General features: G+C 64.1%; 24 protein-coding genes. 5 read left to right on the top strand and 19 right to left on the bottom strand.

The window, feature by feature from the left end; translation table 11 throughout:
• Nucleotides 1-41: 41 nt before the first annotated feature.
• The 9 genes from MAXJ12_RS26950 to MAXJ12_RS26910 all read right to left on the bottom strand — a co-directional run bounded on the left by MAXJ12_RS26950 (nucleotide 42) and on the right by MAXJ12_RS26910 (nucleotide 7,000).
• Nucleotides 42-521: a F0F1 ATP synthase subunit B gene (locus tag MAXJ12_RS26950; protein ID WP_008839273.1), complete on the bottom strand. Its 480-nt coding sequence runs from the start codon at nucleotides 519-521 to the stop codon at nucleotides 42-44.
• A gap of 9 nt (nucleotides 522-530) precedes the next feature.
• Nucleotides 531-1,106, bottom strand: coding sequence for a F0F1 ATP synthase subunit B (locus MAXJ12_RS26945; RefSeq protein WP_040588296.1), 576 nt, complete (start codon nucleotides 1,104-1,106; stop codon nucleotides 531-533).
• 67 nt (nucleotides 1,107-1,173) lie between these two features.
• Nucleotides 1,174-1,398 carry a F0F1 ATP synthase subunit C gene (locus MAXJ12_RS26940; protein WP_008839271.1) on the bottom strand — a complete coding sequence of 75 codons (225 nt, stop codon included), beginning with the start codon at nucleotides 1,396-1,398 and terminating at the stop codon, nucleotides 1,174-1,176.
• Nucleotides 1,399-1,472: 74 nt separating this feature from the next.
• On the bottom strand, nucleotides 1,473-2,222 hold the full coding sequence (locus MAXJ12_RS26935) for a F0F1 ATP synthase subunit A (RefSeq protein ID WP_008839270.1): 750 nt from the start codon (nucleotides 2,220-2,222) through the stop codon (nucleotides 1,473-1,475).
• A gap of 34 nt (nucleotides 2,223-2,256) precedes the next feature.
• Nucleotides 2,257-2,673, bottom strand: a complete 417-nt coding sequence (locus MAXJ12_RS26930) for an AtpZ/AtpI family protein (protein ID WP_040588309.1) — start codon at nucleotides 2,671-2,673, stop codon at nucleotides 2,257-2,259.
• A 232-nt stretch (nucleotides 2,674-2,905) separates the two neighbouring features.
• The gene (locus MAXJ12_RS26925; protein ID WP_040588295.1) at nucleotides 2,906-4,102 is read right to left on the bottom strand and encodes a cell wall hydrolase; all 1,197 of its coding nucleotides are present in this window, start codon (nucleotides 4,100-4,102) and stop codon (nucleotides 2,906-2,908) included.
• Between the two features lie 106 nt (nucleotides 4,103-4,208).
• On the bottom strand, nucleotides 4,209-5,642 hold the full coding sequence (gene der / locus MAXJ12_RS26920) for a ribosome biogenesis GTPase Der (RefSeq protein WP_008839267.1): 1,434 nt from the start codon (nucleotides 5,640-5,642) through the stop codon (nucleotides 4,209-4,211).
• A gap of 6 nt (nucleotides 5,643-5,648) precedes the next feature.
• The gene (locus MAXJ12_RS26915) at nucleotides 5,649-6,314 is read right to left on the bottom strand and encodes a tetratricopeptide repeat protein (RefSeq protein ID WP_008839266.1); all 666 of its coding nucleotides are present in this window, start codon (nucleotides 6,312-6,314) and stop codon (nucleotides 5,649-5,651) included.
• Between the two features lie 116 nt (nucleotides 6,315-6,430).
• Nucleotides 6,431-7,000 (bottom strand): NnrU family protein, encoded by a 570-nt coding sequence (locus MAXJ12_RS26910; RefSeq protein WP_008839265.1) that lies wholly within the window; start codon nucleotides 6,998-7,000, stop codon nucleotides 6,431-6,433.
• A 147-nt stretch (nucleotides 7,001-7,147) separates the two neighbouring features.
• On the opposite strand from MAXJ12_RS26910, the gene MAXJ12_RS26905 reads away from it, so the two are divergent.
• On the top strand, nucleotides 7,148-8,146 hold the full coding sequence (locus tag MAXJ12_RS26905; RefSeq protein ID WP_008839264.1) for a polysaccharide deacetylase family protein: 999 nt from the start codon (nucleotides 7,148-7,150) through the stop codon (nucleotides 8,144-8,146).
• Nucleotides 8,147-8,163: 17 nt separating this feature from the next.
• Here the strand turns inward: MAXJ12_RS26905 and sbmA are convergent, their stop codons facing one another.
• From sbmA to MAXJ12_RS38325, 3 genes are all read right to left on the bottom strand, one after another.
• A complete protein-coding gene (gene sbmA / locus MAXJ12_RS26900; RefSeq protein WP_008839263.1) occupies nucleotides 8,164-9,438 on the bottom strand; it encodes a peptide antibiotic transporter SbmA in 1,275 nt (424 codons plus the stop codon).
• A gap of 112 nt (nucleotides 9,439-9,550) precedes the next feature.
• Nucleotides 9,551-10,720 (bottom strand): YbfB/YjiJ family MFS transporter, encoded by a 1,170-nt coding sequence (locus MAXJ12_RS26895; protein WP_008839262.1) that lies wholly within the window; start codon nucleotides 10,718-10,720, stop codon nucleotides 9,551-9,553.
• 120 nt (nucleotides 10,721-10,840) lie between these two features.
• A complete protein-coding gene (locus MAXJ12_RS38325; RefSeq protein WP_008839261.1) occupies nucleotides 10,841-10,987 on the bottom strand; it encodes a hypothetical protein in 147 nt (48 codons plus the stop codon).
• A 159-nt stretch (nucleotides 10,988-11,146) separates the two neighbouring features.
• Here MAXJ12_RS38325 and MAXJ12_RS26890 point away from each other — a divergent pair, with 159 nt between their 5' ends.
• Nucleotides 11,147-12,061 carry a LysR substrate-binding domain-containing protein gene (locus MAXJ12_RS26890; protein WP_008839260.1) on the top strand — a complete coding sequence of 305 codons (915 nt, stop codon included), beginning with the start codon at nucleotides 11,147-11,149 and terminating at the stop codon, nucleotides 12,059-12,061.
• Between the two features lie 6 nt (nucleotides 12,062-12,067).
• On the opposite strand, the gene MAXJ12_RS26885 is transcribed toward MAXJ12_RS26890, so the two are convergent.
• Nucleotides 12,068-13,099, bottom strand: a complete 1,032-nt coding sequence (locus MAXJ12_RS26885) for a sugar-binding transcriptional regulator (RefSeq protein ID WP_008839259.1) — start codon at nucleotides 13,097-13,099, stop codon at nucleotides 12,068-12,070.
• Between the two features lie 143 nt (nucleotides 13,100-13,242).
• Here MAXJ12_RS26885 and MAXJ12_RS26880 point away from each other — a divergent pair, with 143 nt between their 5' ends.
• Complete coding sequence (locus MAXJ12_RS26880; RefSeq protein WP_008839258.1) at nucleotides 13,243-14,043, top strand: hypothetical protein; 801 nt, start codon at nucleotides 13,243-13,245, stop codon at nucleotides 14,041-14,043.
• Here the strand turns inward: MAXJ12_RS26880 and ptsP are convergent.
• From ptsP to MAXJ12_RS26855, 5 genes are all read right to left on the bottom strand, one after another.
• The gene (gene ptsP / locus MAXJ12_RS26875) at nucleotides 14,040-16,028 is read right to left on the bottom strand and encodes a phosphoenolpyruvate--protein phosphotransferase (protein ID WP_008839257.1); all 1,989 of its coding nucleotides are present in this window, start codon (nucleotides 16,026-16,028) and stop codon (nucleotides 14,040-14,042) included. The genes MAXJ12_RS26880 and ptsP overlap by 4 nt on opposite strands.
• Before the next feature lie 55 nt (nucleotides 16,029-16,083).
• Nucleotides 16,084-16,464, bottom strand: coding sequence for a PTS glucitol/sorbitol transporter subunit IIA (locus MAXJ12_RS26870; protein ID WP_008839256.1), 381 nt, complete (start codon nucleotides 16,462-16,464; stop codon nucleotides 16,084-16,086).
• 74 nt (nucleotides 16,465-16,538) lie between these two features.
• Nucleotides 16,539-17,552 carry a PTS glucitol/sorbitol transporter subunit IIB gene (gene srlE, locus MAXJ12_RS26865; RefSeq protein WP_040588303.1) on the bottom strand — a complete coding sequence of 338 codons (1,014 nt, stop codon included), beginning with the start codon at nucleotides 17,550-17,552 and terminating at the stop codon, nucleotides 16,539-16,541.
• A 24-nt stretch (nucleotides 17,553-17,576) separates the two neighbouring features.
• Nucleotides 17,577-18,335, bottom strand: a complete 759-nt coding sequence (srlA, locus tag MAXJ12_RS26860; protein WP_085984094.1) for a PTS glucitol/sorbitol transporter subunit IIC — start codon at nucleotides 18,333-18,335, stop codon at nucleotides 17,577-17,579.
• Nucleotides 18,336-18,391: 56 nt separating this feature from the next.
• Nucleotides 18,392-18,829: a transcriptional regulator GutM gene (locus MAXJ12_RS26855; protein ID WP_008839253.1), complete on the bottom strand. Its 438-nt coding sequence runs from the start codon at nucleotides 18,827-18,829 to the stop codon at nucleotides 18,392-18,394.
• Between the two features lie 192 nt (nucleotides 18,830-19,021).
• Between MAXJ12_RS26855 and MAXJ12_RS26850 the strand changes: the two genes are divergently transcribed.
• Both MAXJ12_RS26850 and MAXJ12_RS26845 read left to right on the top strand, forming a co-directional pair.
• The gene (locus MAXJ12_RS26850) at nucleotides 19,022-19,660 is read left to right on the top strand and encodes a hypothetical protein (protein ID WP_008839252.1); all 639 of its coding nucleotides are present in this window, start codon (nucleotides 19,022-19,024) and stop codon (nucleotides 19,658-19,660) included.
• A gap of 95 nt (nucleotides 19,661-19,755) precedes the next feature.
• Complete coding sequence (locus MAXJ12_RS26845) at nucleotides 19,756-20,454, top strand: HAD family hydrolase (protein ID WP_008839251.1); 699 nt, start codon at nucleotides 19,756-19,758, stop codon at nucleotides 20,452-20,454.
• Nucleotides 20,455-20,459: 5 nt separating this feature from the next.
• Here MAXJ12_RS26845 and MAXJ12_RS26840 read toward each other — a convergent pair.
• The coding region (locus tag MAXJ12_RS26840; protein ID WP_008839250.1) for a 2-oxo acid dehydrogenase subunit E2 at nucleotides 20,460-21,265 on the bottom strand (806 nt) is incomplete at its 5' end.

Here is a 21,265-nt window from a genome sequence, read left to right as displayed (position 1 = left end):
CGGGATGCGGCGGCTTTTTCGACGAATGGCGGGCTGAAAACTCAGTTGAGTTTCGACTTCACGTCGCGAACCGACGTCTCGAAAAGCTTCGCGCCCGTGGCCGAATCGACCTTGCGGGCGAGCAGTGCACGCGCTGCCTCGACCGCGATATCGACGGCGCTGGCACGCACCTCCTGGACTGCCTCGCGTTCGGCCTGGCCGATCTTCTGCTCGGCGAGCGCAGTGCGGCGGGCGACGTAGTCCTCCGTCTTCTGCTGCGCTTCCGAGACCAACTGGCCGGCCTCGCGCTTGGCGGCGTCGAGAATGTCGGCAGCCTCCTTCTCGGCTTCCTTACGCTTGCGCTGGTATTCGGCCAGCAATTGCTGGGCCTCCTCGCGCAGGCGGCGGGCCTCTTCGAGTTCGGCCCGGATGCGCTCGGCGCGCTCATCAAGCGACTTGCCGAGCATGCCCGGCACCTTCATGTAGAAGACGATGCCGATGAAGATCAGAAGGGCGACTGTCGCCCAGAATGTCGCGTCCATGGACCGCTCCTATTTCCGCGCCGCGGTCACTGCTGCGGCGACATCGGCCTTGTCGACCTTGGCGCCGACCAGTTCCTGAACGATCGTCGCGGCGGTCTGCTCGGCAATGGCGCCGACTTCCTTCATCGCCGACGCCTTGATCGATGCAATGCGGGCCTCGGCTTCGGCAAGCTTGCTTTCAAGCGTCGCCTCGACGGTCCGGCGCTCGGCGTCGGCGTCGGCCTTGGCCTTGTCGCGGGCCTGCTGGGCGATGGCGTTGGACTTGGCCCGCGCCTCAGCCAGTTCCTGCTCGTAGGCCGCAACCGCGGCGTCCGCCTCGCTTTTCATGCGGGCGGCCTGGTCGAGATCCTGCGCGATGCGGTCACGCCGCACCTCGAGGATGCCGCCGACGCGCGGCAGCACCACCCTTTTCAGGAAAAGGTAGAAAAGGCCGAAAGTGATCGCCAGCCACAGCAGCTGCGAGGGAAAAGTCGACGAATCGAATGGCGGAAACGCGCCGCCGCCATGGGCGGCGTCTTCCACCGTATGGGCTTCGTCCAACGCGGGAGCAGTTGTTTCCTGCGCGTATCCCGGTGTCACAAACATTTCGGTCCCCTGTCGGTCACCCGACCGCACAGCGCGGCCGGAAGCATTTTAGGCAGGCGGCCCGCTCTTACGTGAAGAGCAGCAGCAGGGCGACGAGGAGCGAGAAGATGCCCAGAGCTTCCGTCACCGCGAAGCCGAAGATCAGGCGGCCGAACTGGCCATCGGCAGCCGACGGATTGCGCAGCGCGCCCGCCAGGTAGTTGCCGAAAATCGTACCCAGGCCGATGCCCGCGCCACCCATGCCGAGGCAGGCGATGCCCGCGCCGATTGCCTTTGCTGCTTCTACTTCCATTGTCCAACTCCTTGTGGATCTAAAGTTCGGTTGAAATCGTCAGGATGGCGGGAAATCCGCCGGCGAAATTGTCGTCAGTGGCCCGGATGGATGGCGTCGTTGATGTACATCGACGTCAGGACTGCAAACACATAGGCCTGCAGGAATGCCACCAGAACTTCGAGGCCGGTGATGGCGACGGTCATCAGGAGCGGCAGGATCGAACCGGCGACGCCGACGAAGCCCAGCGCGCTCAGCGAGGTCACGAAGCCGGCGAACACTTTCAGGGTGATGTGGCCCGCCAGCATGTTGGCGAACAGACGAACCGAAAGGCTGATCGGCCGCGACAGGAACGAGATCACCTCGATCAGCACCACCAAGGGCGCCAGAACCGCGGGCACGCCTTGCGGCACGAACAGTTTCAGGAACCCCAGACCGTGCTTCATGAAGCCGTAGACAACGACCGTGCCGATCACCAGCAGCGCCAGCGCGAAGGTGACGATGATGTGGCTGGTTACGGTGAAGAAATAGGGGAACAGCCCTAGCAGGTTGGCGACCAGGACGAACATAAACAGCGAGAACACGAAGGGGAAGAATTTCATCCCCTGCGAGCCGGCGGCATCGCGCAGCATCGAGGCCACAAATTCGTAGGACATTTCCGAGACGGACTGCAGGCGGCTCGGAACGAGGCCTCGGCTCGACGTCGTCAGGAACAGGAAAGCGCCGGCGGCGGCGACGGTCGCGACCATGAAGGCCGACGAATTGGTGAACGAGAAATCGAGCCCGCCGATCTCGATCGGAATCCATTTCGCGATTTGAAACTGATGGATCGGATCGTTGGCCAAATCGGGCCCCCTCGGCAAGACGCGCCCGCAGGCGCTATTGTTCTTTCTCGGGTCTGCCGGCAGCCTTGTCGGATGCCTTCAAACCCTGGTCTGCAACGACGCCCGCGGAACGCAGGACATTGAGAATACCCGCGCCGAAGCCAAGCAGCAGGAACACGATCAGCCCCCATGGCGAGGTCCCCGCCATCCGGTCGATCGCCCAGCCAAGCCCCGCACCCACCGCAATGCCGGCGATGAACTCGCTGGAAAGCTTCAGGGCCTGGCCATACCCGGCCGTGCTGCTAGAGCTTGCGCCGCCTTCTCCCCCTTCGCGTCGATCCGGGCGTCTTGTCGCAAGCAATGCTTCAAGTTCCCGCCGGCGACGCTCGAGGTCGTCGTCGCGAATGTCGGGTCTGCCTTGCTCTCCGGGCCCGGTTTTTCCGGTTTCGTCTGGCCCGTTTTTGTCGGCCACCGCAACCCCCATGCCCGGATGGAAGGCAATCGTCCATCCGCTTCAAAGTCGCGGGCAACATAGTTAGCGCCCCCGCCCCCGTCAAGCCACGCAATGGGTAAGATGCAGCCGTGATTTGTCTTGTTAGATCAATGGTTTAGACAAGTGCGACATCCTGCCCCGCGCTTTGCGCGTGGCGGCATTGGCGAATCCCGGAAAAATCGACGTTGCCGCGGAGCGGGCGGCGGGCCGATCAGCTCCAGCCGCCGCCATAGGTGCGGTAGAAGATGTGAAGGCCGATCTTCTTCATCTTCTCCATGGTGCGGGCCCAGCGCGGATTGACGTAGTCGGCATAGTAGTGCGTCGACGAGCCGACTTCGGGAATGAAGATCTTGCCGGCCGTTACGGCCATCGCGACCTCCTCGGCCATCCGGTAAACGGAGCGGTTGGTGATCCTGTCCTTTTTGCCGTCACAGGCGAAGGAGAACTGGCAGCGGTTTTTCCAGTGGTCGTTCTGGTAGACCACGCCGCAAATGGTGTTCGGGTAGGCGGGGTTGCGTACACGGTTCAGGATGACCTGCGCCACCGCCGCCTGCCCCTTCAGGGTTTCGCCGCGCGCCTCGAAATAGATGCCGGTCGCCAGGCACTTCTGTTCGGCCTGCGAAAACACTGCGGCCGGTAGCGGCTGGCTCATCCAATAGTGATCGCCCTCGCCGACCGGCGGGATGAAGCGGCCCGCGGTAGCGTCTTCGTCCTGCAGCAGGCTCGCGAAGGGCGAAGCCTTGGCGTAGTCCGGCTCAGGCGGCGCGTAGGCGGTCGCCAGGATGTCGGCCTTCTCGTTGTTGACCAATGCGGCGAGCACCGCCGGCACGCCGGGGTCGGGCTTCTTGTCTTCCCTGACGTAGAAGGCGGTGGCGATCTGGATTTCCTTGCCCTTGATGTCGGGCTTTACAAACGTCATTGCCAGGCCCTTGCCGGTGGTCGGCCGCAACAGGAAGGAAGTGCGGTCCAGCACCGAGCCGGCATTGAACGCCTTGGGCGGCGCCACCGGGGCGACGTTGACGATGCGGCCCTTCTTGTCGCCGCGCCTGACGCGCTCTTCATCCGGGGTCTCGCCGACCGCGCCGTTCTTCGTGCGGAACGACACGTCGCCAACGCCCGGAATGGCCACGCCGCCGCCTGAAATCGAGCCGACCGGCAGATTGGCGTCGGCGAAAGGCATTTCGGCGGCGTGCACCGAACCCGCCACGGATTGCTCGACAAACGAGCCCCAGCGCGCATTGGAGGCATTGGAAGCCTCGGCGCCCGAAACCAGGCTTCTCATGTCCTGAAATGCCGCCGTGGTCGGAAAGCCGATCCAGATGCCAAGTCCAATGATGATGGGAGGCAGGAATGAGCGCTTGCTTTGGATGGCCGCAGCCAGCCGCCGCGTCACGAGACGTCGATGCACAGATTACTCTCCAGAACGCAACAAGACCCCACTGGAGGTGACGATGATGCATTAACCTTGATGGAGCGTTAACGGTGCACTTGCGGCGTCAGTGTGGCGGGCGAACTCAATCGCGCTTCTTGGCCTTGCCCGCGAACGGGTTCTCCGAGGCGCGCAACACCATGCGGATCGGCACGCCCGGCAGGTCGAAGGCTTCGCGCAGGCTGTTGACGAGGTAGCGTATGTAGGACTGCGGCATAGCGTCCGGGCGCGAGGTCGAAAGCACGAATCCCGGCGGGCGGGTTTTGGCCTGCGTGATGTATTTTATCTTCAGCCTGCGGCCGGCGACGGCGGGCGGCGGATGGTGCGCCAGTATTCCCTCCAGCCAGCGATTGAGCTTTCCGGTAGAGACGCGGCTATTCCAGACCCTGTGCGTGCCGAGAACGGCTTCCATCAGCTTGTCGAGACCGCGGCCGGTCTCGGCCGACAACGTCACCGCCCTTATGCCGCGCACCTGCGGCAAAAGGCGCGTCGTCTTCTCGCGCAGTTCGGCCAGCATCTCCTGAGGATTGTCGATCAGGTCCCATTTGTTGAAGGCAATCACCGGGGCGCGGCCCTCGCGGACGATCAGATCGACGATCTGCAGGTCCTGCTTCTCGAAAGGGATGGTCGCATCGAAGACGATGATGACGATCTCGGCAAAGCGGATGGCGCGCAGACCGTCCGACACCGACATTTTTTCCAGCTTTTCCTGGATTTTCGCCTTGCGGCGCATGCCGGCGGTGTCGAACAGCTTTATCCGGCGTCCGCGCCACTCCCAGTCGACCGAGATGGAATCGCGGGTGATGCCGGCTTCCGGGCCGGTGAGCAGCCGTTCTTCCTCGACCAGCGCGTTGATCAGCGTCGACTTGCCCGCGTTCGGACGGCCGACGACGGCGATCCGCATCGGCTTGGTTTCGTCATAGGCCGGGATGTCTTCAGCGTCGGGGTCGGTTATGTCTTCGCCGATCAGCGCTTCGCTTTCAGCGATCTCGTCGACCGTGTCTTCTTCGCCGAAGGCGCGCTCTTCCCCTAGCGCTGCGATCACCGCATCGCGCAGATCGGGCATGCCTTGCCCGTGTTCGGCCGAAATGGGGATCGGCTCGCCGAGCCCGACTTCCCAGGCTTCCAGCATGCCGCCCTGCGCGCCGCGCGCTTCGGCCTTGTTGGCGACCAGCACCACCGGCTTGCCGGAGCGGCGCACGATGTCGGCGAAGGCCTTGTCGTCGGGCATCAAGCCGGACTTGGAATCGACCATGAAGAAGATCAGGTCGGCTTCGCGAATGGCGATCTCGGTCTGCGCGCGCATGCGGCCCTGCAGCGTCGCGGCGGCGGCCGTCTCGAAGCCGGCGGTGTCGATCACGTCGAAATGGAGATCATAGAGCTTGGCCGGATGGACGCGGCGGTCGCGCGTGACGCCCGGCGTGTCGTCGACAAGAGCCAGCTTCTTACCGACCAGCCTGTTGAAAAGCGTCGATTTGCCGACGTTAGGCCGGCCGAGAATGGCTACCTTGAAGCTCATCTTCCGTCACGACGCACTGCCCGAACCGCGGATCAGTTCGGACATGAGGTTCGCCCGCTCGCGCGTGTTGCGCGGTGCGGCGTCGTCGGATGCGACCTGCTCGAACAGCTTCAGCGCGTCGGCCGACTTGCCCTCTTTCCAGGCCGACAGGCCGAGCGCCTCGCGGGCGGCATGGCGCAGCGTGTTGGTGTCGGAGGTCAGCGTTTCCACCCGCGCCGAAACGTCGGCGTAGGAGCCGTTGTCGACCAGCAGGAGGGCCGCCCGCAGCCGTGCGGTGTCACGGATAGCCTCCGGAATGGAGGTGTCGGCCGCAACCGCGTCGAATTCCTTGACCGCGCCGGCGAAATCGCCCTTCTCGGCAAGCACCGTTGCGGCGCGCATCCGGGCCAGCAGTGGATAGGCACCGTAGCCCTCCGCCTCCAGCGTCTTGAGCGCGGCCAGCGCCTCGTCCGGCTTGCCGGAATTGGCGAGCGCCAGGGCCTGCGAGAACTGGTCGCCCGAGCGGTTCGCCCGCGTTTCCACCCAGTAGTCATAGGCGACGTAGGCCGCCGTGCCGAGGACGACCGCCACCGCAAGCGCGATCGCCGCCGGGCCGAAACGGTCCCACAGCGCCCTCGCCTGGTCCTGGCGGATTTCCTCATTGACTTCGCGAATGAAACTGTCGTCCGACATGCGTTTTTATACCATATCCTGCGCGGAAGGGCGCGTTGAGCCTGCGTTTTAGCGATATTTCGCCGGCATGGAAGGGGGCGAGGCGGAAAATCGGCCTGGCTTCATCCGGATTGGGTTCAGGCGAGCGGCGGCACGCCAATCAGCCAAAGATGCAGTCTCCAGATGAACAGGACGTAGAGCACCGCGCCAGACACTACCGCGAGGGCGTCCCATTTGACCGGCCCCGGCAGCGCCGCCGCCTCCCCGCGCCACTCCACCGCGAGGCGGTCGATCACGGCCCATGCAAGGAAGGCGCCGAACAGGATCACGGACGCCAGATCGCCATTGGCGAGCAGATGCGCGACAGCCCAGATTTGCACCGCAACCAGGAACGGGTGCTTGAGCATCGGCTTCAGGCGTCCGGCTGGAAAGCTGAACACCATCAGCGAGACGAAGGAGAAGAACATCAGCAGCGCGGCCGTGTGCTTCATCCAGACCGGCGGCTCGTAGAGGATCGGCGCCACCTCCCATGCCCTGCCGTAGCCCCAGATAAGGAGAACCAGCCCGGCCGCCGAAACCAGCGAGTAGATACCTTTCCAGCGCCCCTCGCCCATCGCCGCCATCTGCCGGTCGCGCCATTTGGGCGCGACGATGCGAACCGAGTGGATGCCCAGAAAGATTATCAAACCCAGAATGAGCGGAACCATCGCGGCCTCCCCCGTACCAACGAACGCGGCATCCTATCGCGCTGCTACGCCCTTGCCTATGGCACGGCGACAGGCCATCCAACCTCGGCCACATTCCGGCCCTAGCCGTTTGCCGATCCGTTTCATGCCTTTTCAGAATTGATGCCAATGTCCATTGCGTTCCGCGTTTGTGTCGCCGCTTGCGCCCTTCTTTCCGTCCCCGTTTCAAGTGTCGCTCATTCCGGCGCCCGGCCGATCCAGCACGTCATCATCTCTTTCGACGGCGCGCATGACCTGGCGCAATGGCAGCGCAGCCGCACGCTCGCGGCCCGCACCGGAGCGCGCTTCACCTATTTCCTGTCCTGCGTATTCCTGCTGTCGAAGGAAACGCGCCGTGAATACCACGCGCCCGGCAAGGGCGCAGGCAAATCCAATGTCGGCTTCGCTCAGTCGAAAGAGGAGGTGGCCGCGCGGCTCGCGCAAATCCGGCTGGCGCGCTCGGAGGGCCATGAGATCGCCAGCCATGGCTGCGGCCATTTCGACGGCAAGAACTGGAGCAAGGCCGACTGGCTGAACGAATTCGCATCGTTCTCGACCATCCTGCGCGACGCCTATGCGATTAACGGCATCGCCCGCGAACCGGCGGACTGGCGAAAATTCGCGGAGACCGAAATCTCCGGCTTTCGTGCGCCCTATCTATCGACGAGCAAGGCGCTCTACGCGGCGCTATCCGAGGCGAAATTCGCCTATGACGCGAGCGGTGTTTCGCGCGGGCCGGCGGAACCGGAAGGGGCTGGCGGGGTGACCCGTTTCGCCCTGCCGCAGATCAGCGAAGGGCCGGCTTCGCGGCGGGTGATCGCCATGGACTACAATCTGTTCGTGCGCCACTCGGGCGGTCTTGAACGCGCCGGCGAGGCAGCGGCGTTCGAGACGCGCGCGCTTGAAGCATTTCGCGCCGCCTTCGAGGTGCAATATTCCGGCGAGCGCGTCCCGCTGCAGATCGGCTTCCACTTCACGCTGATGAATGGTGGCGCCTATTGGCGCGCGCTGGAACGCTTCGCCGAAGAGATCTGCGTGAAGCGGGATGTCGAGTGCTTGAGCCACGAGGCCTGGTTGGGGCGTAATCGGGCCGAGCCAGCCAAAACCGAACCCGGCCTCGGCGGCTGAGAGCCTTTCGCCTCGAGTCATTCGGCGGTAGCTGCTTCCTCCCCGAGTTTCTCCTCGCGCTCCAGATAGGTCCGATCGATCTCCGGCAGGGGGGCGCCCTCCAGTGTCGCTTCGAAGGCGCGCAGGCGTTTGTAGATCGAGATCAGTTCCACGATCGTCGGCCACGAATTGACCAGGTACTGGAAGGAATTTGCGACCTGGGTGAAAGCAGCGACGGTCTGCTGAAACACACCCAAGGTGATTCTCCCGATTGCGACCGTGGGAACGAGAATCAGAGTAGCGAAGACAGCATCCGCCTGGATGTACAGATAGCGTACCACGTCGAAGTAGACGTAGTGCGCATAGAGGCGGAAGTAGTTCCTTCGCACGTTGCCGAAAAGTTGGGCCAGAGTTGGCGGTTGGGCGCGAGTGGCATCGTCCTCTCCGAAAACCAGCTCCTTGCGGAACGCGGCCTCGACACGTTGATTCTTGAACTCGAGACCGGGCAGCTTGATGCCAACCACAGCCAACAAAAATGTGCCGAACAGCGACCAGCCAACGGCTGCGACTACGAGCGGATATGGGATCGATCCAACGAGCGGCAACGTCTCGATATGAACCGACAGAGATGCGAGCAAAGGTAGGAACGCAATCAGTGTCATCACCGAATCGATGAAATTGACGCCGAGCCCCTGCATTGTCCCGGAAAAGCGCATTGTATCGTCCTGGACACGCTGCGATGCACCTTCGATGTGGCGCAGCCGCGACCAGTACGACGTGAAATATTCGTTCATCGCGGTACGCCAGCGGAAAACGTAGTGCCTGACGAAGAAGAGGTTGAGCACTGCCACCGTAATGCCAATTAGTGCCAGCGAGAGAAACTGCCATACGCCATAATAAAGCTCTGCCGGCGCGACCGCTCCGGGCGTTGTCAACGCCCTCTGCACCATGTCGTAGAACATGCCGCGCCAATCATTCAGCGCGACACTTACCTGCACAGAGAAATTGGTGACGAAAATGACCAAGCCTGATCCAAGAATCGACCAGCTTTGCCACGGATGCGGCGCATACCACGCCCAAAAAAGATAGAAGAGGCCGATACCCGCGGCAAAGTAGACGTAGAACCAGAGGTATTGCGCCGTCAGGAAGCGTGACGGCTCAATGATGGGCGGCACGTCTGCAGCCGCCGCCGGCCAGCCGAGAACGGCGGCCAATTGTTCCCCGCCCAAGAACCACACAATAACGAGCGCCAGGCTCCAGACGGCCGCCGAAATGAAGAACAGCTTCGGCTGCGGGAAAAACGATACGAACATTTCGGCTAGTTCCTGTGGGGGCAAATCGGCAGTGCGCTTGCGGGCATGTCACAGAATACCCGCGAATGAAATATCCCCCTGACAGCGCATTGCGGCAGAATCAGGCAGATGTTTATCGGCCCAGCTTCTGCTTTCTTCCGGCGTCGTAGCCGATGCCGCCGGCCAAGAGTAGCGCGACAGCCGCGCCGATCGAGGCCGCGACGAAGTTTCCCGTCCACTCTGCGACCCAGCCCGCCGCGATCGGCCCAAGGATCTGCCCCACCCCGAACGAAGCGGTCATCAGCGCCAGCACCCGGCGCGGCGCTTCCGGCGCAAGCAGCCGCCCGATCTGCAGACCGAGCGCGGTGACGGCGATGAATGTGCCGCCGAGCAGCACGCCTCCGAGGAGGGGGCCGGCGAAACCGCCGAACGCGACGCTCGCGGTCACGCCCACAGCCTCCACGATGCAGCCGACGGCAAATGTCGCCGTCAGCCCGGCGCGCGCGGCGATGCGGTTCCACAGCCAGACCGACGGGATGCCGGCCAGCCCCGTCGCCAGCCAGACCAGCGCCTCGAACTGCCGGCCGGCGTCGCCCTGGCGCACGATCGCCACCAGGAAGGTGGCGGTGACGATATAGCCGAAGCCGAATATGCCGTAGGCGAGGATGATCTTGGCGAGTGCCGCACTTTTGGGCAGGCGCGGCTCGCGACGGGCAGGCCCTACGGTCAGCGGGCCGCGATCGATGAGCAGCGCGACCACTGCGAAGCCGGCGGCCGAAATCACGCCCGACCACAACCAGCCTGCGGGCCAGTGCGAACCGGCGGCAAGCAGGACAGCCATCATCGCCGACGAGACCGCAATGCCGACGCCGACGCCGCCGAAATGCATGGCCTGCAAATCACTGCGCTTGGCTACCGCCAGATGGCTGAAGACGATACTGGTCAGGAATACCATGACGAAGGCGCTGGCCAGTCCCGCCAGGAAGCGGATCAGCAGGAAGACCGGCAGACTGTCGCTCAGGCCCATCAGCGCCGAGAGCAGCGCGCTCGCCGCCAGCGCGCCGAGCATCAGCGCCCGTTCGCCGCCATGGGCCCAACCGCCCGCCGCGACGATGGCGCCGACCAGATAGCCCAGATAGTTGGCCGAAGCGATCAGCCCTGCATCGGCCGAAGACAGGCCGAGTTCGTCCATCATGCCGGGCAGGATCGGCGTATAGACGAAGCGCCCGAAGCCCATGGCGACCGCCATCGCTATCATGCCGGCGATGGCGAAACGGAGCGGAGGCGCGGGGCTCGAAACCATGGCGCGACAATATTGCCGTCGGCCGAGCATACAATAGCGGCGCTCGCCTTCCCGTTGGACCAGCCGCAAAGCCGAAGCGCCCTACCAAGGTGCTTCAGTCGCTGGTTTAGCGAGGCGAATTCAGCCGCTGCACCGTTCGCCCAAGCATTCCGGCGCGCCGCGATAACCGCGGTTGAACGGCAGGTCGGCCAGTTCGCGCTCCGTCATCGCCTCGACAGCCGGGTGCGACAGCGGGTCGAGTATCCAGCTTTCTTCGCCGGCTGACATATCGCGCGGCCTTCTCCGCGTCTCGCCCGCCGCTCTGGCTCTGATTGAGAAAATCTTCATGTTTTTCTCGCCCCATCTGGTTCAATGACTGTATGATCTGCCTAATCCGGCGATTTTCAATCCAGAAATGTCGAGCAGAACGTTAGAAAATCTAAAGCCATGAACCTCAACTCCGTGCATTTGAATGGCCTGCGCGCCGCGGAAGCGGCGGCCCGCTGCGGGTCGCTCGCCAAGGCCGCCGAAGAACTCGGCGTCTCGCCCAGCGCAGTCAGCCAGCAGATCGGCCGGATCGAATTGCAACTCGGCAAGAAACTGTTCGAGCGTACGAGCGGCGGACTGACGCCGACAGCGTTTGGCGCCTTATTCACCGCGCGGCTCTCGGTTGGGTTCCACGAACTCGCGCAGGCGGTGGCGATGGCCGACGAGCAGGCGACCAACACTCTGGTCGTGTCGGTGCCGCCTGCTTTCGCGTCGCGCTGGATGGTGCCGAGGCTCAGCCGCTTCTTCGCGCTCCACCCCGAAATCCTTCTGCGGATCGACGCCTCGACGCGTCTCGTCGACCTCGAGCACTCCGATGTCGAGCTCGCCATCCGCATGGGCGAAGGCAACTGGCCGCGCGTGCGGGCCGAACTCCTGCTTCCGCTGGAGATCTTTCCGGTCTGCTCGCCCGAACTCGCGAAGCGGCTGCGCTCGCCGGCCGACCTCGCTCACGTTTCCGTAATCCAGGACGAAAACACCATGCTCAGTTGGGACCGCTGGTTCGCGGCGGCCGGGGGCGAGCCGGTCACGCCGCTTCCGGGTGCAACCTTTACCGACCCGGTGCTTTGCCTTGAGGCGGCGATCGCCGGCCAGGGCGTCATGCTGGCGTGGCAGTTGCTGGCTGCGGACGCGCTGGCCGACGGCCGGTTGGTCGCACCGTTCGGCGTCACGGTCGCCAGCGGTCTCGGCTACTATCTCGTGACGCGGGCATCCGGCCGGCAAAGCGCCAAGGTCCTCGAATTCAAGCGCTGGATCACCCGCGAAGTGAAGGCGACGATGGCAGGGTTCGGCTCGCAGCGGTACCCCGAAAGCTGATGCGCGCTACTGCCGCCCCTCCCGAGCGGCATGCAATTCCAGCACCCGCCGCGCGCTTTCCTCGTCGGTTATCAGCACTGTCGGCGCGATCAAGCTCATGGCGCCGAGCAGCGCCTCGATCTTTTCCGGGCCGCCGGAGGTCAGGATGCGGAGCGGCGCTCGGCGCAGCCGCTCGACATCCACCGACATGACCACGCCGTTGATCGGATGGTCGACGATTTGGCCGTCTATGTCGAACGGGTGGAAGAGCAGATCGCCGACCGAACCGCGCGCGATCAGTTCCTCCCTCTGGGCTTCCTTGAGGTACCCGCCGCGGTAGAACGTCGTCGCCGACCTGATGCCGCCGATGCTCAGCAGAACGGCGTCGAGATCATCGGTCATGCGGAAGATATCCTGCAGGCCGCAGCGGTCGATAAGGGCGATTTTTGTCTCGACGCTGTCGACAACCGCCGGCGCGGGGATCAGGTAACCCTCGCCCTGAAAGGTCTGCGCAAACCGCCAGGCGAACTCAGCCGGATTGATCTGTCGAGCCACGCCGACGCCACCGAGAAGCGAAATCACCTTGAAGTCCGACAGGGACTTTGGCGTGATGAAGGACAATGTGCTGAAAAGAGTGCGGCCCCAGCCGACGCCGACGCGCATGCTCGACTTCATCGCCTCCGAAAGATAAGCGCCGGTCTTGGCGGAAATCGCCGGGATCGGGTCGGCCTCTGGCTTGGAAAGCGGCGCCACGAAAGCCTGCTGGATGCCGAAGGTCTTTTCCAGCGCGCGCTCGAGCCTGACGAGTTCGCTCAACTCGCTTTCGATGGCTATCTTGATCTCGTTGCGCGCGCGCGCCTCTGCAAGCATGCGCACGATGGTGACGCGGCCGACACCAAGCACCTCGGCGATCTCGTTCTGCGTCATCTGCTCGATGAAATACATCCAGGCCGCGCGGATCCGGAGGCGGTCGGTCCTGCTCTCGCTCACCTGTTGCTCGGCAATGCCGGCTTCGCCCGCCGCACCTCCGGTTCCGCCATTCGACCGTCGCTTCGCCACTTCCGTCCCCCGATCCTTCGGCCCTACCGATTCTGCGCGCTGGCGCAGTATCGCCTATTGATCTACCAATCGGTAGAAACAATTCTTGTGCATGGCGATGGGCGCTGGGCCCGCCGCCGGGAGAAGTGCCGAGGCGACCTGAAATGCTCCGACAGATTTCCGAAGATGTCCGCGTCAACCTCAAGGACCGGCTGCGGGACGTGCGCCACGTCATCCGCCAGAGCCGCCACGATCACGCGCGGAATGCCGCCGTGGAGGCGGAGGGGCGCAGTTCGCCTTCCTCGCCGGCCAAGGGTCTGGAGGATCTCCTTGGACATGCCGCCAGCGTCGTCGATGACGCCATGTCGCTTGCCGAAGCGCTCGTGCCGCATGAGCGCCCGGCAAGTGCCGACGCCGCGACGGTCAGGAGCTTCGACCACTACTTCCGCAGCAATGGCCGCAGTCCCTCGCTGGACGGCGAGCGGGCGTTCCGGCGCGACATGTATTATCTCGCCAAGGCGATCGCGACCAGGAAGACCGCCGGCGCCCCCCGCATCTACGAAGCGAGCCTCGCCGCCGCGCACGCTTCGATGCGCAAGCGGCATGCCGATCTCATCGCCGAACTGGATGTCGCTGCGGAGCCGGACGAGCGCATTGCGGTAGCCGCGGTGCTCTGCGCGGCGCTGCTGATCGAACTCGTCGAGCATCGCCCGATCCGCTTCAATGAGGGCGCACAGGGCGGCGGCCGGAACCTCGATCTGGAGATCCGTTTCCTGGCGCCGCTTGCGCTGGCCTGCGGGCTTGCGACCATCGGCGCGGACGATCTGGCGGCCGCCGACATGCTGGAGATCACCATGCTGGCCGCGGATGTCCGCCATGACCGCATCGTCCAGGCCTACGGCAAGGCAGATCGGCTCGGCGAATTGACGACCGTGTTCGCCGTGCTGCTCGCCCATCTGCCTTAACCTCCGGCGGCTTTCAGGTCGGCGATCACTTTCTTGGCGCGCGGGATCGAGGCGGGGCTCATGCTGAGTTCCGTCAGGCCCATGCGGATGAAGGCCGGGATGAGATCGGGGCGGCCGGCGGCCTCGCCGCACATGCCGACCATGATGCCTGCTTCGACGCCTGCCCGCGCGGTCATCTCGATCGCCGACATCACTGCCGGGTTGGCGACATCGTTGAGCTTCGCCACGGTCGGGTTGAGGCGATCCGCGGCCATGACATATTGCGTCAGATCGTTGGTGCCGATGGAAAAGAAATCCACCTCGCGCGCCAGCGCCGGAGCTATGAGGACGGCGGCGGGCGTTTCGATCATCACGCCGAGCGGGAACATCGCGTGAGGCACGCCCTCCGCGTTGAGTTCGGCCGCACATTCAGCGATCAGCACCTTCGTCCGCCGCACCTCGTCCATCTCCGACACCATCGGAAGCATGACCTTGACGTTGCCGTGGACCGCCGCCCGCAGCAGCGCGCGCAGCTGGCGCTTGAAGATGTCGGGCCGGTCGAGGCACATCCTGATACCGCGCCATCCGAGGAAGGGATTCTCCTCCTCCGGAAATTCTATCCCCGCGATCGGCTTGTCGCCGCCGATATCGAGCGTGCGGACGATCACCGGATGCGGTGCGAAGGCGCGCGCCAGCGCGGAATAAGTCTCGGCCTGCATGTCCTCCGAAGGAAGATGCATATGGCGCATGAACAGGAGTTCGGTGCGGAACAGGCCGACGCCCATCGCGCCCGCTTCCAGCGCTGCGTCGATCTCCTCCAGCGAGCCGATATTGGCGGCGACCTCGATGACCGTGCCGTCCGCCAGCTTCGGCGTGACATCCCGGAAAGCCGTCAGAGCATTGCGTTCCTTGGCTGCCTCGCCCACGCGCCGGGCGAAGTCGGCGCGGACGGCATCATCCGGGTCGGCGATGACATGGCCGGCGTCGCCGTCGAGGGCTACTTCCCTTGCCTCGCGCAGCGCGTTGACCCGCTCGCCCAGGCCGAGCACGGCGGGTATGCCATGCGACCGCGCGATGATGGCGATATGCGAAGTCGCGCCGCCATGGCCGCAGACCACGCCGCCGATACGCTTCAACGGCGCGCGCGCCAGATCCCATGCGCCGATGTCGTCGGCGATCAGGATCGCGCCCTGTGGGATGTTTTCGAGGCTGACATCGTCCTGCCCTAGCAGTGCGAGGCAGATCTGCCGGCCGACGGCGTGGACGTCGTCGGCCCGCGCATTCAGATAGCGATCGTCGACGCCGCCGAATTCCGACGCGATCTTCGATGTCGCGCTGATCACTGCGGAGACCGCGTCGACGCCCCTGACGACCAGCGTTTCGGCCTCGCCGGTCAGAGTCTCGTCCGCCGCAATATCCTTCAGCGCGGCGATGATGCCGCGGTCGCCCGCCGACAGGCTGTTCTCAGCCAGCGCCTTGTCCATTCGCCGCTGGACCGCTGCTATCGCCTTCCTCAGCCTTTCGATCTCGGCGGGAATTTCGCCGGCTGCAAGTTCACGGCCTTCCGCCCGGATTTCAGGCGGAAAGTGCGTGAAGGCCGGGCCGATAGCCACTCCTTCGCTCGCGGCTATGCCGCGCAGCGTTCCATCCGCCATCGCGGCCGGCTCTGGAGCATCAACCGGCGCAGCCGGTGCCGATTCCGCGACGGCCGGGGCCGCATCGCTCTGAGCAGCTGCATCCCCATCGAGACCCGACAGCGGGTTTTCCAGATAGCCGATCAGCGCCTCCACTGCTTCGATCGCGTCGGCGCCGGTGGCGCGGACAGTGACTTCCTGGTCCTCCTTGACGCCGAGCAGCATCAGTTTCACCGAACTCTTGGCGCTCGCCGCCTTGCCGTCCTTGACGATCTCGACGTCGGATTCGAAGCTCTTGGCGAGCTTGACGAACCGCGTTGCCGGGCGGGCGTGCAATCCTTCATGCACTCTGACGATGGTCGAGCGTTCCATGGCGCATACTCTGTATTCGGGAGCGCCACCACCGCAAGCGGCAACGCAAACCAGGTCAGGCGGCGATCTCGATGACCGCGTCGGTTTTCAGGGCGGCCACCAGCGATTCTCGGTCGACCTTCGAGGCGCAGATTTCGCCCGGCCGCTCGGCCTCGGCAGCGCCGTTGAACGAGATCACCACATGGCCGATCTCGCGTACCTTGCTCCAAGCCGTCAGGCCGACAGCGGTGATCGTGGCCGACAGCGGTCCGATCGCGATCGATGCGCCGGCTTGAGGTGCGCCGTCGCTCGGCCCCTGCTCCGTCTTGTGGAGCACGGAGACTTCCGCGAGTTCCGACGGCGAGCCGTCTGCAAACAGGATGACCACGCCGCCTTCGGCGAGATCCGCCACCTCGGGCCCGATCTCCGTGATCCGTGTCCGCAAGAGAACTGTCATGATCGCCTTCTTCTTCCTTCGATGCCTGCCCCGGCGAGCCTTTGCAGGTCGCCGGAACAGAATTTGGGCAGGTTCTAGAGCACGAACAGGCTGAACACCCATGCGATCAGCACGGACACCGGCCCCATGATCTGACGGCTGATCAGAACCGCCGGGACGCCGATCTCGATCGTCTTGGGTTTTGCTTCGCCGAGCGCCAGGCCGACCGGAACGAAGTCGCAGCCCACCTGCGTGTTGTAGGCAAACAGCGCCGGCAGGGCCATTGCGGGAGAGATCGTGCCGTTGGCTATCTGCGGGCCGATGATGGCTACGCCGATCACCTGCGCAATGACCGCTCCCGGCCCGAGAATGGGCGAAAGGAACGGCAGGCCGCAGATCGCCGAGATGATCAGCAGTCCGACAATGTTGTTGGCCAGCGGACCCATCGGCTGGGCCAGCACATCGCCGATGCCTGTATAGAGGATCAAGCCGATGAGCATGGTCACGAAGGCCATGAACGGCAGCACGTTGCGGATCACCTGGTCGATGGTGCGCCGGCCGGCATTGAAGAAGATGCCAACGACGCGGCCCATGACGCGGCCGATCGAACTGATCAGCCCGACAAGCCCGCCTTCGCTTTCTGGCGCCGCGTCGGCCGCCCTCACCGCCGGAGAGCCCGTCGGGCTCGGGCCGGCGCCGGTGGCTGCACCCGCGGTCGTGACCGGCTCAGACCCGTCCGCCATAGCGATGTTGTTGGCCTTCACCCCGGAGACGTAGATGTCTTCGGTGATGAACTGGGCGAGCGGCCCCGCCTGGCCGACCGGCGTCAGATTGACGGTCGGGATGCGCTTGCGCGGATAGACGCCGCAGCGCGCGGTTCCGCCGCAGTCGACGACAACAACCGCCATTTCGCTTTCGATCGGCGGCGCCTTGAAGCCGTCGACTGCTTCTGCCCCGGTCATGTCGGCGATGAGCTTCGCCACCGGATGGATCCCGCCCCCGGTAACCGACACAACCTTGTTGCGCTGTTCGGTCGGCTGGATGACGAGCGGACCGCCCCAGCCTCCCGAGCCGCGAGAGATCTTTACCGCCTTGTAGGTCTTGGTCATGGTAACCATTTCGCCCTCCCCCGATTACAGCTCGACGCCCTGGCGGCGCGCCATGATGGCTGTGATGCGTTCGGTCAGCATGCCCTTGAGCAGGATGACGATGAGGCCGACGATGGCGTACCAGATGGCGACGTTGATGTGGTAGCCGGAAGGCACTGCGCCGCTGCGCTCCAGTTCGAGAAGCGCGACCAGCACGCCGCCCCAGACGAAATATTCGCCCGGATTGATGTGCGGGAACAGGCCGAGCGGCGGGTGAACGTAGGACACCGCCGCATCGTAGAAGGCCGGCTTGTGTTTTTCCTCGAGGAACGATCCGAAAGTGTAGGCCATCGGATTCGTCAGGAAGAACACCGCCAGCAGCGGCAGCACCGTGTAGCGGGTCAGCGCGATCCTGCCCGCACCGCGGGCAAGCCCGTGCACGCGCTCTTCGCCGACCAGTTCGGTGATGGCGTAGAACGCCGTCATCAGCACGACGAGCGTCGGGATGATGCCGGTAACGAAACCGGCAAAGACCTCGCCGCCCTTCTGGAAAATGCCGATGAAGTATTTGCCGACGGCGGTCAGCCAGCCGAGCTGCTCCTCCTGCTGGACGTTTTCCAGCTTCTGCCGGAATTCCTCGACGCTTATGCCGCCCTCGGCCTGGGCGAGAACGACAAAATCGTTCGCGCTGTGTCCGGCGGCGAGCTTGCCGTGCAATGCAGCATCCGAAACCACAGAACCCGCGATATGCAGGTTCTGAACGGCCATGTCGGCATGCTGCGCCAACATTGAAACTATGGACATTTCTCCTCCTCTATCCAGCCCTTGCCGGCTTTGTCCCCCCGGCTCGCGGCAGTCCTCTATGCGCGTGCTGTGTTCAAGCCGGACAGGCCCGGCTGCTTGACCGGCTCCGACCGCGCGCGGTCGATCTGCTCGATCGCCCGTTTCACGGCCTCGGCCACACCGGGTTCCCCCTCACCCAAAACCGCGGGATCGGACCGGAGCTTGTCGAGGGCGACACCCTCGAATTCTTCGTGTCTCTTGAATTTCGCGAACACGGAGCGCCCGCTCATCGCCAGGAAGCGGCGCACGATCAGATCGGGCGTCACGACGACGAGGACGATGGTTCCCTTGCCGAAGCGCCCGCGATGGTTGCCGGCGCCGACGAAGCCGTCGCTGTATTTTTCGGTGATGCCTTTGAAGACCCCGGAGTAGTGCCGCATCTGGACCCAGACGCCGAGCGACTGAAGCGCCCAGACCACCACCAGCAGCAGCAATCCCCATTGCCAGATCGCCATATTTCTCCTCCTCCCGAGGATTTGCCGAGCCGCGCTGACGTGGCGCGGCACGGCTTCAATTAGAGAACATTTGTTTCCTGCGATGTCAATATGTATGATATCGTGACGTATCAAACCTGTCACAAAGCGGTGGACCGATTTGGTTTATCAGGCAGCCGTGCTAGATTCTGCTGGAAAAGGATGCCCTGAACAATGGATTTGCGGTTCAAGGACGAATTGGCCCTGATGCCCGACCTTCGGCATCGGCTGCGGCAGTTGCGCTGGTTCAGGGCGACGTTCCGCGCCAGTGCCCGGGAAGTCTCGGCGACCTATGGCCTGCGCTTCGAGATCGACGAGACGAAGCTGACGCGGGCCTTTCTCGACTGGGTCGAGATCATGGAGGCGCAGAAGCGTTTTGCGCAGGTGGATCGGGCAGATTTCATCGTCTTCGCCGCCGGCCTGGTTCTGCGCGAACTGATTCGGCAGGAGCCGGCCCGGCTGGTTTCCGGCCTCGATAGCCTGAACAAGGATGCCGCCAACCCGGAAGCGCTGGAGATCGTACGGTTCTGGCCGGAGGGTTTTCTCTACACCAACTATTGCGTGTCGGCGATCGCGGCGATCTACGAGCAGGAATTCGGGCGTATGCCGACGATCGACAAATGCGCCGACGATCTGCGCACCTGGTGGTCGTATCGCGAGAACGTCACCGAGATGCCTGCCTATGCCGTCGCCTTCCTGGACCGCTTTCTAGGCACCGAGCCCAACTGGATTGCGCCCGACCGCGCGCAGGCCCGGCAGGCCATGCAGCAGGCGCTGGGCGCATCGCGCCGCAGCGCCCTCCCGCAGCTTTGAGCCTCTATTCGGCAGGGCAGCAATCCCGTCTATTGAACACCTGGTTTTTTGTGGATAGCGATGTGCGCGATTTTTGAATTGTCGGGGAGAAGCGCGTGGCGCGATCGAAGCTGATTATTTTCGACTGCGACGGCGTTCTGGTCGACAGCGAGCCGCTGGCCGCCCGCGCCTATGAGCGCGTCTACGAGAAGCACGGCATGAGCGGCGTCGGCGCGGACATCATCGCGCAGTGCGTAGGCATGAAGCAGTCAGACATTATCGTCAGGATCAGGGAACTGACCGGCCATCAGTTTCCGGAGCACGCTGACGACGACATCTGGGCCGAGACGAAGATCCTGTTCACCAAAGAATTGAAACCGACCCACGGCATCATGCCGTTCCTGGATTCACTTGCGGTCGAACGCTGCGTGGCGTCGTCGTCGTCGGTCGAGCGCATAAACCACAGCCTCGGCATCACCGGGCTGGCGCGGTTTTTCGGCTCGTCCATCTACAGTTCGTCGATGGTCAGGCGCGGCAAGCCCGCTCCGGACATTTTCCTCCACGCCGCCGAGAAAATGGGCGCAAACCCGGCGGACTGCGTGGTGATCGAGGATTCCCCGTTCGGCATCGAGGGCGCGGTCGCGGCCGGCATGACCGCCATCGGCTATACCGGCGGCGGCCACACCTATCCCGAACACGGCGCACGCCTGACGGCTTATGGCGCGGCGGCGACCTGCGCGAACTGGAACGAGGTCGGGCTGCAGTTGGCGAAGCTGGGTTTTCATACAGAAGGTATCGGAGCGGCCGCCGGTTAGCTGCCCTAAACCAGCATTCCCATCGGGTTCTCGATATGCCGCTTGAAGGCGCCGAGGAGTTCGGCGCCCAGCGCGCCGTCGACCGCGCGGTGGTCGGTCGACAGCGTCACCGACATCATCGTGGCGATCTTCACTTCGCCATTCTTCACCACCGCCCGCTCCTCGCCCGCCCCGACCGCCAGGATCGTCGCGTGCGGCGGGTTGATGACGGCGGAAAAATCCTTGATGCCGAACATGCCGAGATTGGAGACGGCCGTGGTGCCGCCTTGGTATTCCTCCGGCTTCAGCTTTTTGTTGCGCGCCCTTGCCGCCATGTCCTTCATCTCGTTGGAGATCACCGACAGCGTCTTTTCGTCGGCCTTGCGGATAATCGGCGTGATCAGCCCGCCGGGGATCGACACCGCGACACCGACATCGGCATGCCTGTGCTGCACCATGGCCGTCTCGGTCCACGAGACATTGGCCGTCGGCACGTCGCGCAGCGCCAGCGCCAGCGCCTTGATGATCAGATCGTTGACCGAGAGCTTGTAGGCGGGAGCCTCGCCCTTTTCGGTCTTCTTCACCGGAGCGGCGGCATTCAACTGCGCCCGAAGCGCAAGCAGTGCGTCGAGTTCGCAGTCGAGGGTGAGATAGAAATGCGGGATGGTCGACTTCGCCTCGACCAGCCGGCGGGCGATGGTCTTGCGCATATTGTCGTGCGGCACGAGTTCATAGGAGCCTTCGGCGAAGAGGCGCAGGACCGGGGCATCCCCCTCCCCCTTGAGGGGAGGGGTTAGGGGTGGGGGTTCGGACGCAACTGCGCCTGGCGGAA

The organism is Mesorhizobium alhagi CCNWXJ12-2, assembly GCF_000236565.1.
GTDB lineage: Bacteria > Pseudomonadota > Alphaproteobacteria > Rhizobiales > Rhizobiaceae > Allomesorhizobium > Allomesorhizobium alhagi.
This window is presented reverse-complemented; position numbering and strand designations above follow the sequence as displayed.